This window comes from [Mycobacterium] stephanolepidis, from assembly GCF_002356335.1.
Lineage (GTDB): Bacteria > Actinomycetota > Actinomycetes > Mycobacteriales > Mycobacteriaceae > Mycobacterium > Mycobacterium stephanolepidis.
Genome location: NZ_AP018165.1, coordinates 3,295,096 through 3,309,880 on the forward strand (window position 1 = coordinate 3,295,096; position 14,785 = coordinate 3,309,880).

Here is a 14,785-nt window from a genome sequence, read left to right on the forward strand (position 1 = left end):
TCCAATCGCGTCAGGCTGCGATGGGTTCCGGGTGCTCCGGGTGGCTGTGGAGCTGCGGGGTTCGGTCACCGGCCCGAACGGCCGCCTCGCAGCGACTGGCCAGATCACGGCGATTCTCACCGGGCAATTGCAGCCCCGCCACCTGGATATGCGCCACTGTCATCCGTGTCGCGGTGAGTCGGCGAATGGAGGCCATCAGGGTGTCTTCGCCCACATAAGCCGGAACGGTCGACAGCTCGCCACCTGGGTAGTGATACGTCAGCCGCAGCGGCTGCACCGGCCGCTGTGCGTCGATGGCGGCCTGGAACATCGCGGGGCGGAATGATCCGTACGCACGACCGCACCAGGTGGTGCCCTCGGGGAACGCCACCACGGTCTGGCCGGCCTGAAGACGGGTCGCGACGGTGTCAACCACCCGCGGCAGGGTGCGCAGGTTTCCTCGCTCGATCGGAATGACCCGCATCATCCGGGCGATGACGCCCAAGCCGGGCCAATCGATCAGATCTGCCCGGGCGACGAACGAACCCGGGAGCACGGCACCGATGGCGAAGACGTCGACCCAGGACACATGGCCCGCGACCACCAGGGAGCCACGGATGTCGCGGATCGGTCCGCCGGATACGGAGATGCGGACTCCCAGGCAGCGCAGCATCAACCGGCAGTAGCCGCGCTGCCAGCGCACCCGCCCGGGAAGTGGTATCCCGAGCAGCGGCGCGAAGGTTAACAGCGTGATCGCCATAGCGATGCGCGTCGTGGTCCGCAGGGTCCGCGTCAGCGGCCCTGGTTCGTCGATGGTGTTGGCCCGCATGCAGCTGTCGTCACAGGTTGCCTTCGGCAGCCAGGCGTGAGCGAATTCGGGTGCCATCGTTACTCCTGGCCGGCCGCCGCGCCGATTTCCGACGCCGCACCAACGGACCTCAGCCGTTTGAGATAACGCACATCGGCTTCATCCTTGTTGAGCAATGCCATGAAGTCGGCCACACCGAAGTCGGGATCGTGCGCGGGTTCTCCGAGAACCTTCGCGCCGAGCCGCAGATATCCACGCATCAGCGCGGGAACCTGCACTTTGGCGGGCGGCTTGATGTCGTCGAGCCCCATCCCGTCGACAACGACCGGGTTGTAGGGGCGCACCGTGTGTTCCGGCGCCGCGGCATGCCGCTTCATCACAAAGTCGCGTACGGCACGTACCTGGCTGCCGGGTGCCTGTTCGGGGTTGTCCTGCATGGGAACCGATATGCATCCGGTGACGTAGGTGTAGTCGCAACGGTCCAGGTAGGCCAGAATTCCCGCCCACATCAGCAGCACAACCGCGCCGTTGCGGTGATCGCCCCGAACCACGGCGCGTCCCATCTCCACCAGCTGGGGACGCAACGCGTCGAGTCCACTGATGTCGAATTCCGTTGCGCTGTAAAGACCTCCGGCAGCAATGGCGCCGGGCGGGGGCAGCATCCGGTAGCAGCCCACCACGTCACCCGAGGTGTCCTCGCGCACCAGCAGGTGATCGCAGTGCTCGTCGAAACGGTCGGCGTCACGTCCCTCGAACGCTGCCGGGGTGCTCGCGAGCTGGAATCCGGGCTCGCTGCTGAACACGTCGTATCGAAGCCGTTGTACGGCATCGATATCGGCGGGATCGTTCGACAGCAGCAGGGTGTACCGAGGGCCCGGTAGGGCACCTCCGGCATCCCCCGCCACGTCTGAGATGGATTGATCTGCGGCGATGAGAACTGAAGCGGTACTCATGACTGCGAGATTCGCCGAGTTATGCGGCGGAACGGCATCGGAAGCGTGTCGTGTCCATGCACGATCCGTTAATTGCGGCGTTCAGTACACCAAATGCCTGCTTGCGTAAGTGAATCCCTAAGGCAAACAGGGAGCTAACGGACGCTACGCGGACACTCGCGCACCGGCGCGCTGGAGCGGTTCCTCCTCATCGACCAGCAGCGACATCGGGCCGCCGGGTTTGCGCACCATGGTGACAACGAACCGCGGCACGGAGCAGATGCGGCGGTTCGGCAGAGCTACCGTTGACCGATCCAGTCGGCGAATCTCGTCTGCGTCAGCACCCCGTCATCACCGGTGACCAGACTGAAGTCATCCACCGGCGTCCCGAAATAGGTAGCACTCGGGTCGACCACCACCGGTGTGTCGTCGCCACGTGCGTCAAGCACTGCCTGCGCCATCTCGGCGAACGAAAACTTCTCTGGTCCACCGATGTTGATGATGCCGTTACGCGGCTCGGCCTCCGCGGCCCGGGCCACCTGTGCGGACACGTCGTCTGCGGCAATCAGCTGAATTCTGGCGTCGGGTACACGAACCTCGTCTCCCACGACGAGTGTGTCGGTGATGGACTCTGCGAACTCCTGGAACTGAGTGGCCCGCACGATCGTGTACGGCAGTCCGGATTCGACAATGATGTTTTCCTGCGCCACTTTCGCCCTCATGTACCCGCTGTCCGGCAGACCATCGGCGCCGACAATGGACAGTGTGACGTAGTGACCGACACCAGTCTGGTTCGCCGCATCAACGAGATTGCGCGCCGCGGCGGTGAAGAAATCCATCACGGGCCCGTCCTCGAACGACGGAGAATTGACAACGTCGATAACCACATTCGATCCGGTGAGCGCCTCCACCAGACCGTCGCCGGTCAATACATTCACGCCGGCGGACAACGACGCCGCCACCACGTCATGGCCGTCGGCGATGAGCAAAGAGGCCACCCGCGAACCGATTTGGCCCGTGGCACCAACAACTGTGATTTTCATTGTGCGATTACCTTTCTCGTCTCGCATACAACGGTCGCAGCTCGGCGCCGGATTGGGAAACGTTCCGCCATTTCATCTGCTGTCCCGACCCGAGCACTGACGGCGCAACGGACACTAGGCCGGAACTCGCGAACGTAGCTCGTTCGCGATCTTCTGCAGGGTGTTCTCGGTCTCGGGTGGGCCGGTGAGCATGGCCACCGCCAACGTGTCGCGGGATCTGCCGGAGGTCGAGGCAAAGGCGCATGTCATCGCGATCCGGACCACACGCATGCCGTTTCCGAGGGTTCCTGTCATCCGGGCGTAGGACGTGACATCGTCGATCGGCTTCCACGACTGAGCATCGACCGGTAGTTTCGCGCGCACCTTGTCCTGGGTGGACTTGCCGCATCCGTCGGCACAGCGACTGGACCCGATCCAACCGGCTGCCCCGCCCCTGTTGGCCTCGTCCATGCACGTGATGCGCTTGTCCAGCGGTTTGTTCTCGGTGTGCAGACATCCCCACCCCGCGGGCAGGTTGAAGTCGAACGCTACGTACGAGGGCATCGAGATGGGCTGAAGTTTCTCGCCCGGCCCGTACGTCGCGCCGCCGAGTGGCCCTGTGGACCCGTTGGGAGGAGGGATCACCCCGGAGGTCGCAGTGGGAGGCGCCGTCGTCCGCGCCGCGGGGGACTCTCCCTGGGCCATGACGGCCATACCCACGATGCTGCGCTGAGACCCGACGGAGACGACGGCAATCACCAACCCCAGCACAACCGTGCCCAGAAACGCCGAAAGGACTATCCAGGGCGCCCGACTCGGTGGTCGAGGCTCTGGATAGTCCAGTGGCGTACCGTCAGCCGCCCCCTGAGGTTGGATGTCGCCGGCGGGGCGGCTCCAGGGCTCCATGGGGTTGTTTAGCCCTTGCGAGCCTTCACGGCCTCAGTGAGCTGCGGTGCGACGTTGAACAGGTCACCCACCACACCGAAATCGGCGATCTCGAAGATCGGCGCTTCTTCGTCCTTGTTCACCGCGACGATGGTCTTCGAGGTCTGCATGCCGGCGCGGTGCTGGATGGCGCCAGAGATACCCAGCGCGACGTACAGCTGCGGCGACACGGTCTTACCGGTCTGACCCACCTGGAACTGACCCGGGTAGTACCCGGAGTCCACCGCGGCACGCGAGGCACCGACAGCGGCACCCAGCGAATCGGCGAGCTCCTCGACGACGCTGAACTTGTCGGCGCTACCGACACCGCGACCGCCGGATACGACGATGTTGGCCTCGGTGAGCTCCGGACGATCGCCACCGACCACCGGCTGACGCGAGGTCACCTTGGTGGCGTTCTCGGCGGGCGCGGGCACCTCAACGGCAACCTGCTCGCCCGCACCGGCGGCCGGCGCAGCCTCGACGGCACCGGGACGCACGGTGATGACCGGGGCGTCACCGTTGGCCTGAGCCTCGACGGAGAACGCGCCACCGAAGATCGAGTGCAGGGCCTTGCAACCCTCACGCACCTCGATGACATCGGTCAGCAGTCCCGAGCCCAGGCGTGCGGCCAGGCGTCCGGCCACTTCCTTGCCCTCGGTGGTCGCGGCGATCAGGATGCCGGCGGGGCTGGCGGTCTCAGCCAGGCTGGCCAGCAGGTCGACCTTGGGGGTGACCAGGTAGTTGTCGACGGTGTCGGACTCGGCGACGTAGATCTTGGCGGCGCCGGCCTCCTTGAGACCGTCGATCAGCGGCGCGGCGGTGCCCGCCGGACCGGCCACTACGGCCGAGGGCTCGCCCAGGACGCGTGCGGCGGTGATGAGTTCGGCGCTTACCTTCTTGAGCGCACCCTCTGAATGCTCAACGAGCACAAGTACTTCAGCCATAACTTTGCTTTCTCGTTTCTGTATTTAGGGGGTCTTAGATGATCTTCTGCGCAACCAGGAACTCGGCGACCTTGGTGCCGCCTTCGCCCTCGTCGGTGATCTTCTCGCCCGCGGTCTTGGCGGCCTTGGGAGTCGAGGACAGCACGGTCGAACCGGCGTTCGCGACGCCCACCTCGTCGGCCTCAACGCCGATCTCGGCGAGGGTCAACACGGCAACTTCCTTCTTCTTGGCGGCCATGATGCCCTTGAAGGAGGGGAAGCGGGGCTCGTTGATCTTCTCGGTGACGCTGACGATGGCCGGCAGAGTGGCCTCGACCTCGAACACGCCCTCGTCGGTCTCGCGCTCGCCCTTGACGACGCCGCCCTCGACGGTCAGCTTGCGCAGGTGTGTCAGCTGCGGCAGACCCAGGTACTCGGCGATGATCGCGGGAATGGCACCCGAACGGCCGTCGGTGGCCTCGTTACCGGCGATGACCAGCTCGACACCCTCGACCTGACCCAGCGCGCGGGCCAGGGCCCAGCCGGTCTGGATGGCATCGGACCCGTGCAGGCCCGGGTCGAGCAGGTGAACTGCCTTGTCGGCACCCATGGACAGCGCCTTGCGGATGGCCTCGGTGGCCTTCTCCGGGCCTGCCGACACGACGGTCACGACCGAGTCGCCACCCTCGCGCTCCTTGATGAGCAGCGCTTCCTCAACGGCACGCTCGTTGATCTCGTCGAGTACCGCGTCGGCGGCTTCCCGGTCGAGCGTGAAGTCACCGTCGGTGAGCTTGCGCTCCGACCAGGTGTCTGGGACCTGCTTGATCAGGACCGCAATGTTCGTCATAAGTCTCCGATCGTCCTTCCTCTTCGCTGTCTGCCAGCGGTGTGCTGGCCATCTGCTGCGTGGTAGTTCCGCGCGCACCCGTACTACGCCGGTCGCACTGTCACGTTTCGTGACTAATCCGGCGAACAAAGTTACTCACGGGTAATATACGGAGTTCGCCCGTACACCATAGCCGGTTCACCCCTGGTTTCCGGCCTGTGATCTGGGCCACCAGTATTAAGACACGGCGTTCACCCGATAGCCTGCCAAACGATGAACTCGCACCTGACCGACCCGCACCCGGCTGACCCTCTTCGCGCAAGCGGCTCATCAGCCGATGACCCGGACGCCCTGGCGCTGACCGGGGAGCGGACCGTGCCCGGGATCGCCGAGGAGAACTACTGGTTCCGCCGCCACGAAGTGGTGTACGAGCGGCTCAGCGGCCTCTGTGCAGAACGCAGGGTGCTCGAGGCGGGCAGCGGTGAGGGCTACGGCGCCAACATGCTGGCCGGCGTGGCCGAGCACGTCATCGGGCTGGATTACGACGAGTCCGCGATTGCGCACGTGAAGGCCCGGTATCCGCGCGTGGACATGCGCGCCGGAAATCTGGCGGACCTGCCGCTCACCGATGGTGCGGTGGACGTGGTGGTGAACTTCCAGGTCATCGAGCACCTGTGGGACCAGGGGCAGTTCATCCGTGAGTGCGCCCGGGTGCTCAGCCCCGGCGGCTCCCTTCTGATCAGCACCCCGAATCGGATCACCTTCTCCCCCGGGCGCGATACCCCGCTGAATCCGTTCCACACGCGCGAGCTGAATGCCGCCGAACTCACCGAACTCCTTGTGGAAAACGGCTTTTCGGTGGACGGTGTTTACGGTGTCTTTCACGGGCCACGGCTTCGCGAGCTCGACGCCAAGTACGGCGGTTCGATCATCGACGCACAGATCGAGCGCGCGGTCGCCGGCGCGCCGTGGCCACAGGATCTGCTCGCGGACATCACAGGTTTGACCACCGAGGATTTCGAAATCATCGACGCGGGGGAACGCGACATTGACCAGAGTCTGGATCTGGTTGCCATTGCGGTGATTCCGTGACGGAGAAGGTTCCTGGGCTGTTCACCATGGTGCTGCACACGCACCTACCCTGGCTTGCCAACCACGGGCGCTGGCCGGTCGGCGAGGAATGGCTGTACCAGTCCTGGTCGGCCTCGTACCTCCCGTTGTTCAAGGCGCTTCGGACGCTGGCGGGCGAGGGCCGGGAAAACCTGATCACTCTCGGCATCACCCCGGTAGTGGCCGCACAACTGGATGATCCGCACTGCCTGACCGGGCTGCACAGCTGGCTGGCCAACTGGCAGCTGCGCGCCTTCGAGGCCGCCACCATCGCCAGTACCGACGCAGAACCCGGCACCGCATCGAGCCCGGAAATGCTGCGCGCCTTCGGGGTGCGCGAATACCGCAGCGCCACAAACGCTCTCGATGAGTTCGATCAGTACTGGCGGCACGGTGGCAGCGGGCCACTACGTAGCCTCATCGATGCGAAGGCCATTGAACTGCTAGGCGGTCCCCTCGCCCATCCCTTCCAGCCGCTGCTACACCCCCGGCTGCGCGAGTTCGCGCTGCGCGAGGGATTAGCCGATGCCGCACAGCGTTTCGGGCATGCACCCACGGGTATCTGGGCGCCCGAATGTGCCTACGCCCCGGGCATGGAAGAGGGTTACGCGGCTGCCGGGGTCAACCACTTCATGGTGGACGGGCCCTCTCTGCAGGGAGACACCTCGTTGGGCCGTCCGGTGGGCGACTCCGATGTGGTGGCGTTCGGGCGCGACCTGACGGTCAGTTACCGGGTGTGGTCACCGAAGTCCGGCTATCCCGGCCATGCCTCCTACCGCGACTTCCACACCTACGACCACGACACCGGCCTTAAGCCCGCCCGGGTTACCGGACGCAATGTGGCTCCGGAAGCCAAGGCGCCGTACGACCCCGAGCGTGCCGACGCAGCCATCGACGTCCATGTCCGCGATTTCGTGGATACCGTGCGTCAGCGCCTCATCGCCGAGTCCGACCGCATCGGGCGGCCCGCGCATGTCATCGCAGCATTCGACACCGAACTGTTCGGGCACTGGTGGTACGAGGGACCGATGTGGCTCGAACGTGTGCTTCGCGCCCTGCCCGAGGCCGGAATCGAGGTGGGCACCCTAGAGCAGGCTCGCGAACGCGGATACGTGGGCAAGCCCTTCGACTTGCCAGCCAGCTCATGGGGTTCCGGTAAGGACTGGCATGTGTGGAACGGCGAAAAGGTAGCCGATCTCGTGCAGCTGAACACCGAAGTGGTCGACACCGCCCTCACCGCGGTGGACAAGGCACTCAACGAACAACCCGCGCCGCACACCCGTAATCGGGTCGCCGATCAGATCCTGCGTGAGGCACTGCTGACCGTATCCAGCGACTGGCCGTTCATGGTGAGTAAGGACTCGGCCGCCGACTACGCGCGCTACCGCGCGCACCTACACGCGCACGCCACCCGCGAGATCGCCTCGGCACTGGCCAGCGGACGGCACGACGCCGCAATCCGGTTGGCCGACGGTTGGAACCGTGCGGACGGGCTGTTCGGCGCGCTTGATGCTCGAAGGCTGCCACGATGAACAAGACCTTCGCCCGAGAGGCTCATCAATGAACACGGTCTTCGCCCGAGAGGCTCATCAATGAGAATTCTGATGGTTTCGTGGGAGTACCCACCGGTGGTCATCGGCGGGCTGGGCCGGCATGTGCATCACCTGTCCACCGAGCTGGCTGCCGCCGGGCATGACGTGGTGGTACTCACCCGGCGCCCGTCCGGTACCGATCCGGCGAGTCACCCGACCTCCGACGAGATGTCCGAGGGTGTCCGGGTGGTGGCGGCTGCCGAGGATCCGCACGATTTCGATTTCGGCACCGACATGATGGCCTGGACTCTGGCCATGGGACATGCGATGGTCCGCGCCGGATTGGCCTTGGGCCTCAAGGGTTCCGGCGATTGGCGGCCAGACGTCGTCCACGCCCACGACTGGCTGGTGGCACACCCCGCGATCACCCTCGCCGAGCATTTCGACGTGCCCCTGGTATCGACGTTGCACGCCACCGAGGCCGGCCGGCACAGCGGCTGGGTCTCCGGACGCATCAGTCGACAGGTGCATTCGGTGGAATGGTGGCTGGCCCGCGAGTCGGACTCGCTGATCACGTGCTCTGCCTCGATGCTCGATGAAGTGACCGAGCTGTTCGGACCGGAGCTGCCACAGGTTCACGTCATCCGAAATGGCATCGACGTCACCCGCTGGGTGTTCGCTCCCCGACTGCCTTCCGACGGCACGGCACCGGTACTGCTTTTCGTCGGACGACTTGAATACGAAAAGGGCATCCACGATGCCATCGCCGCGCTGCCCAAGATCCGGCGCGCGCACCCCGGAACCGTGCTGGCGGTCGCAGGTGATGGCACGCAACAGGATTGGCTCCTCGAGCAGGCGCGTAAACACAAGGTCGTCAAGTCCGTGCAGTTCCTGGGCAATCTGGACCATGAGGGGCTGTTGCAGTGGCTGCACCGCGCCGACGCCATCGTGCTGCCCAGCCACTACGAGCCGTTCGGCATCGTGGCCCTCGAGGCTGCCGCCGCGGGCACTCCCCTGGTCACATCCACCGTCGGCGGGCTCGGCGAGGCCGTCATAGATGGCGCGACCGGCTTGTCCTTCACGCCGCGCGATGTGGCGGGAATCGCGGATGCCGTCAAACGCACCCTCGATGACCCGGCCGGTGCCGCCGAACGTGCCGTAGCGGCGCGCGCACGTCTCACCGCGGACTTCGACTGGGCCACTGTCGCCGACGAAACCGCTCAGGTATATGTGGCAGCCAAGCGTCGCGAACGGGAACCGTTCGGGCGCAGCGTAATCGTCGAGCGTCCGCTGCCGGACCGGTAGAGAGGCCCCTAATGACCGCCCATACTGAGGCCAACTACGACACCGATGCGGCGGCCCTGGCGGCGAAGCTGTTCGAGTCAGACCCCCAGTTCCAGGCCGCACGGCCCGACCCGGAGGTCATGGATTCTCTGCTGGTGCCCGGCCTGCGGTTGTCACAGGTGCTTCACGCGCTGCTGACCGGCTACGCCGAACGCCCGGTGATGGGCTTCCGGTCCCGTGAATCGGTCGTCGACCCCGCCACCGGTCGCACCGTTGATCGGTTGTTGCCCGCATTCGAAACCGTCACCTACGGACAGCTTCTCGACAACATCTCGGCGATTCTCGCCGAGTGGCAACACGGCGAGAATCGCATTGGTGCCGATGACTTGGTGGCCACCATCGGCTTCTCCAGCCCCGACTACGTCACCCTGGACCTCGCCACTCTCATGAACGGGTCGGTGTCGATTCCACTGCAGCACAACGCATCGGTGACCCAGCTGCGGATGATGCTGGAGGAGACCAGTCCGCGGCTGGTGGCGGCGAGCGCCGACTGTCTGGATCTGGCGGTAGAGGCGGCATTGGGGCTCACCGATCTGCAGCGGGTCGTGGTGTTCGATTACCGGCCCGACACCGACGACCATCGCGAGAAGCTCGCCGCCGCAAGGGAGCGTCTACAGGCTGCCGGCATGCGGGTCGTCGTCGAGCCGCTCGCGGAGGTTATCGCGAACGGCCGGCGGCTGCCCGAGCCCGCGCTGTACACGGCAGGAGACGACCAGCGCACGGCGCTGATCATGTACACCTCCGGCAGCACCGGCGCCCCCAAGGGAGCCATGTTCACCGAGTGGACGGTGACCCGCTTCTGGTCCTCGGGTGCGGCGCCCAACCGGGACACCCCGATCATCAACGTGAACTTCCTGCCGCTCAACCACCTCGCGGGCCGAGTGGGGCTACTGACCGCCTTCATCCCCGGCGGCACTTGCTATTTCGTTCCCGAAAGCGATCTGTCGACGCTCTTCGAGGATTGGCAGCTGGCCCGCCCCACACACATGGGCGTGGTACCGCGGGTAGTCGACATGCTGTTCCAGCATTACCAGACACGTGTCGACGCACTCATCGCCGAGGGAGCCGAGGCCGAGTCGGCCGACCGCACAGCCAAAGCCGAGCTGCGCGAGGACGTTCTCGGTGGGCGGGTGGTGGCCGGCATGCTCGCGACGGCACCGCTATCCGCTGAGATGAAGACCTTTCTGGAATCCTCACTCAACTTCCACCTGCTCGATCTGTATGGCCTCACCGAGGTCGGCGGCGTGTTCCGGGACGGCAAGATCTCCCGTCCGCCCGTGCTCGACTACAAACTCATCGACGTCCCCGAACTCGGGTACTACACCACCGACAAACCGCATCCGCGTGGCGAATTGCTGGTGAAGAGCGCCACCGCCACGCCCGGGTACTACAAGCGTCCCGACGTCACCGCCGAGGTCTTCGACGCCGACGGTTACTACCGGACCGGCGATGTGATGGCGGAGATCGCCCCCGACGAGCTGGTGTACGTGGATAGGCGTAACAACGTCATCAAACTTGCCCAGGGTGAGTTCGTCGCGGTGGCGAACCTGGAAACGGTGTATGTCGGCGCAGCGCTGGTCCGCCAGATTTTTGTCTACGGAAACAGTGAACGCGCGTACCTGCTCGCGGTGATCGTGCCCACCGAGGAGGCCTTACGTGCCCACCCGGACCCCGTCGACCTGAAGAACTCGATCCGGGAATCGCTGCAGCGGACCGCACGTGCCAATCATCTTCACTCGTATGAACTTCCCGCCGATTTCATCATCGAGACCACGCCGTTCAGCATCGAGAGCGGCATGCTCGCCGCCGTCGGTAAGCCGATACGCCCCAAGATGATCGAGCATTACGGCGATCGGCTCGAACGGCTCTATGCCGATCTCGCCGAGGCCCGCGTCCAAGAGCTACGACAGCTGCGCGATACCGCGCAGCAGCGACCGGTCATCGAGACCGTCACCGAGGCGGCGCAGGCGCTGCTCGGCATGTCTTCGGACGCGGTGCGGCCGGACCACCATTTCATTGATCTCGGCGGAGACTCCCTGTCGGCGTTGACCTTTTCCAATCTGCTGCGCGATCTGTTCGATGTCGAGGTGCCGGTCGGCGTGATCACCGGACCCGCTGCCGATCTGCGCAAGCTCGCCGCCTACGTCGAGGGCGCGAGAGAAAGCGGTGTCGCCACCGCGGCCAGCGTGCACGGTTCAGATGTGTCCATCATCAACGCGAACGAACTCACTCTTGACAAGTTCATCGACGCCGAAACACTCAGCAGTGCAGCGGAACTGGAGCGATTCTCCGGCGCGGTGGGCACAGTCCTGCTCACCGGCGCCAACGGCTACCTCGGAAGATTCCTCTGCCTGGAGTGGCTGCAACGACTGGCGCAGTCCGGTGGCCAGCTGATCTGCCTGGTCCGCGGTGATGATGACGACGACGCCCTGGCTCGCCTCGAGGCCGCGTATGGCCACACCGATCAGATGCTGCTCGATGAATTCCGTGCGCTGGCCCGGCGGCACCTGCGAGTAATAGCCGCCGATATCACCCAGCCACGTCTGGGAATTGACGACGCGACCTGGGAGCAGTTGGCTCGCGGGGTCGACAAGATTGTCCATCCCGCCGCCCTGGTGAACCACGTACTGCCCTACAACCAGTTATTCGGCCCCAATGTTCTTGGCACCGCTGAGGTTATTCGGCTGGCGCTGACAACGCGGATCAAGCCGGTGACCTATCTGTCGACAATGGCGGTCGCCATGGCGGTACCCGATTTTGACGAGGACGGGGATATTCGCACGGTCAGCCCCATTCGGCATATCGGCGCGGGCTACGCCAACGGCTATGCCAACAGCAAGTGGGCGGGCGAGGTACTGCTACGGGAGGCGTACGACCTATGCGGTCTGCCGGTCAGTGTCTTCCGCTCCGACATGATCCTCACCCACCGCCAGTACAGCGGTCAGCTCAACGTCACCGATGCCTTCACCCGCATGCTCCTGAGCCTCGTACTGACCGGAATCGCACCACGCAGCTTCTATCAAGATGACGGCGACGGCTCCCGTCCCCGGGCCCATTACGAGGGCCTGCCGGTAGATTTCGTCACGGAGGCGATCACCACGCTGGGGCTGGCCAACTCCGAGGGATTCCGTTCATATGACGTCATGAACCCGCACGACGATGGCATTTCGGTGGACACCTTCGTGGATTGGCTTGTCGAAGACGGCCACACCATCGACATCATCGATGACTACGACGAATGGCTGGCGCGCTTCGAGACGGCGCTACGGGGTCTGCCGGACGACCAACGGCGCAGCTCGGTTCTTCCGCTCCTGGATGCCTACCGCGCGCCGGGCCACCCGCGGCGTGGCGCCGATACGCCCACCGATGAGTTCCGGAAAGCAGTGCAGGAATACAAGATTGGGAGCGCTGACATTCCACATATCGACCGCGCGCTCATCACCAAGTACATATCGGACCTGCGGGCACATGGGTTGCTCTGAACACGCGCCTGGGGATTAGTTGTGGCTGTTGAGATATCCCCCGCGTCGGAAGTACTCGTGGCCGCTGTGCTCGTTGCCGTCCGCGTCTCGGATGCGGGTGATCACCAGCCCGCGGTTACCCACGCGGTAGGCATCAGAGCCACACACCACCACTCCGCCTTCTTCCTGCACGATCACCCGCCCCGGCGTACCGCCATAACGCGCCTCGGAAATCCGCGCCTCCAAAACCTCGATACGCGCACCGTCATAGAACGTGAACGCCCGCGGATACGGATCCGATAGCGCCCGCACAAACCGCTCCAGATCCTCGGCCGGCCAACTCCAATCGATCGCGCTGTCACGCTCAGAACGCTTATGGCAATACGTTCGCTCCGCCTTGTTCTGCGGGCGCCACAGCGCCTCACCAGATTCCAACGCACCCAACGCCTCAGCCAAAACCCCCGGAATCAGATCCATCCCCCGCAACACCAACTCGGTGCCCGTATCAGCCGGACCGATCGGCAGGGAATGCTGCACCAAAATGTCACCGGTATCCAAACCGCTATCCATACGATGCACCGTCAACCCGAACTCGGACTCACCACTGATCAACGACCACAAAACAGGCGAAAACCCAGTGAATTTCGGCAACAACGAATCATGGAAATTCAACGTGCCATGCGGCGGAAAATCATAGAGCTCCACCGGCATCCGGTTGTACCAACTATTGACCACAATGACATCGGGCTCGGCACCCTTGACCAATTCGATCGTTTCAGCATCGACCCGCGTCGCCAAATGCACCGGAATACCGTGCTCACGCGCAAGCTCATCAACCGGCGCCGACCAAATCGCCTTGTACGCTTCCTCACTGGAAGGATGCGTAACCGCAAGCACCACCTCATGCCCCAGATCGATCAACGCCTGCAAAGTCCGGTAACCCCAGACCTGATACCCAAACGACACGACACGCATACACAACCCCTATTTCTTTGCCTCTGCCCGGGGGCTTACGCCCTTGGCCAACACGAAGGATGCGGACCTAGATGGTGGCGCGCATCAGGTTTACGTTTTCAGATGTGCCACAACTGGCAGGACGGCGCGCAGCGCCGGAACCCGAAGGAACAGTGGCTTGAGCACATTCAGGGTTCCGTGGACTGCGCCGAAACTCTGCACATCGACGCTTGAAATGCCCCCATGCCATTGCTGCAGCAGTGGGGCGATGTCGTCCCGCTTGATCCCCCATGGCGCTGGCGGAAATTCGTAGTTTTCAGTCGGCCGGTAACCCTTGACCATCTTCTGGGATATGGCCGGCGAGATCGTGTCGAAAACGATTTCCACACCAGGGAATCTGTCGATGATGGCGACCAGCAGTTGTCGCACCTGCTCTTCGGGGAGGAACATGAGAAAGCTCTGCGCTGTGATGAGAACGGGCCCGGGCCCTACCTGGTCAAACCATGACACGTCGCGAGCATCGGCCGCGACGTAACGACACCGTTCGGTAGGAGCCAGGAATTCTCCCCGCACCGCAATCACTTCTTCGAGATCGACACATACCCAAGAAACCGTTCCGTTGTCGAGACGATGAAACTGAGTCTCCAATCCGGCGCCCAGCTCGACGATTGTGCCGCTAGGGTTCTCGGTCAGCCACTTGCGCACCACGGTGTCGAAGAGACGAGATTTCTCGCCGTGCAAGCCGGTCTGGTCTTTTCCGAATTTGCTTTCAAAAGGATAGTCGACTGCTTCGAACAGCTCGACGCATTGTGGGTCCTTCAGGACTCCATCGGGCCGTTGTGCTTCGTTGGCGCGGGTATACAGCGTCCACATCGCCGTCTCGGCTACCCCAGTCAGATCGACCTGTGCCATGTCATCACTCCTCAAATCAGTACAGAAAGAAAAATCACTACACGTAAGAACTCAC

Annotated in this window: 12 protein-coding genes; 4 read left to right on the forward strand and 8 right to left on the reverse strand. The window is 64.1% G+C overall.

The genetic code is table 11. The annotated features are described in order from the left end of the window. Positions 1-10: 10 nt before the first annotated feature. The 6 genes from MSTE_RS16405 to MSTE_RS16430 all read right to left on the reverse strand — a co-directional run bounded on the left by MSTE_RS16405 (position 11) and on the right by MSTE_RS16430 (position 5,438). On the reverse strand, positions 11-865 hold the full coding sequence (locus tag MSTE_RS16405; protein WP_096502767.1) for a lysophospholipid acyltransferase family protein: 855 nt from the start codon (positions 863-865) through the stop codon (positions 11-13). Between the two features lie 2 nt (positions 866-867). Beyond that, positions 868-1,740: a GNAT family N-acetyltransferase gene (locus tag MSTE_RS16410; protein ID WP_096502769.1), complete on the reverse strand. Its 873-nt coding sequence runs from the start codon at positions 1,738-1,740 to the stop codon at positions 868-870. A gap of 278 nt (positions 1,741-2,018) precedes the next feature. Then, positions 2,019-2,762 (reverse strand): SDR family oxidoreductase, encoded by a 744-nt coding sequence (locus MSTE_RS16415; RefSeq protein WP_096502771.1) that lies wholly within the window; start codon positions 2,760-2,762, stop codon positions 2,019-2,021. A 114-nt stretch (positions 2,763-2,876) separates the two neighbouring features. After that, a complete protein-coding gene (locus MSTE_RS16420; RefSeq protein ID WP_157997694.1) occupies positions 2,877-3,647 on the reverse strand; it encodes a hypothetical protein in 771 nt (256 codons plus the stop codon). 8 nt (positions 3,648-3,655) lie between these two features. Then, positions 3,656-4,612, reverse strand: a complete 957-nt coding sequence (locus MSTE_RS16425) for an electron transfer flavoprotein subunit alpha/FixB family protein (protein ID WP_096502775.1) — start codon at positions 4,610-4,612, stop codon at positions 3,656-3,658. A 34-nt stretch (positions 4,613-4,646) separates the two neighbouring features. Then, entirely contained in the window at positions 4,647-5,438 is a 792-nt protein-coding gene (locus tag MSTE_RS16430) for an electron transfer flavoprotein subunit beta/FixA family protein (RefSeq protein WP_005056735.1), read from the reverse strand. A 252-nt stretch (positions 5,439-5,690) separates the two neighbouring features. On the opposite strand from MSTE_RS16430, the gene MSTE_RS16435 reads away from it, so the two are divergent. From MSTE_RS16435 to car, 4 genes are read left to right on the forward strand one after another with little or no spacing between them, the layout of a single operon-like run. Continuing rightward, positions 5,691-6,509, forward strand: a complete 819-nt coding sequence (locus MSTE_RS16435; RefSeq protein WP_070923602.1) for a class I SAM-dependent methyltransferase — start codon at positions 5,691-5,693, stop codon at positions 6,507-6,509. Next, positions 6,506-8,059, forward strand: a complete 1,554-nt coding sequence (locus MSTE_RS16440; protein WP_193442031.1) for a 1,4-alpha-glucan branching protein domain-containing protein — start codon at positions 6,506-6,508, stop codon at positions 8,057-8,059. Before MSTE_RS16435 ends, MSTE_RS16440 begins: the two co-directional genes overlap by 4 nt. 60 nt (positions 8,060-8,119) lie before the next feature. Further along, entirely contained in the window at positions 8,120-9,364 is a 1,245-nt protein-coding gene (locus tag MSTE_RS16445) for a glycosyltransferase family 4 protein (RefSeq protein ID WP_096502777.1), read from the forward strand. Between the two features lie 11 nt (positions 9,365-9,375). Next, positions 9,376-12,885 (forward strand): carboxylic acid reductase, encoded by a 3,510-nt coding sequence (gene car / locus MSTE_RS16450; RefSeq protein ID WP_096502779.1) that lies wholly within the window; start codon positions 9,376-9,378, stop codon positions 12,883-12,885. Between the two features lie 15 nt (positions 12,886-12,900). Here car and MSTE_RS16455 read toward each other — a convergent pair whose 3' ends face one another. Then, entirely contained in the window at positions 12,901-13,839 is a 939-nt protein-coding gene (locus MSTE_RS16455) for a methionyl-tRNA formyltransferase (protein ID WP_096502781.1), read from the reverse strand. A gap of 90 nt (positions 13,840-13,929) precedes the next feature. Then, positions 13,930-14,730, reverse strand: a complete 801-nt coding sequence (locus tag MSTE_RS16460) for a class I SAM-dependent methyltransferase (protein ID WP_057968690.1) — start codon at positions 14,728-14,730, stop codon at positions 13,930-13,932. Positions 14,731-14,785 lie beyond the last annotated feature (55 nt).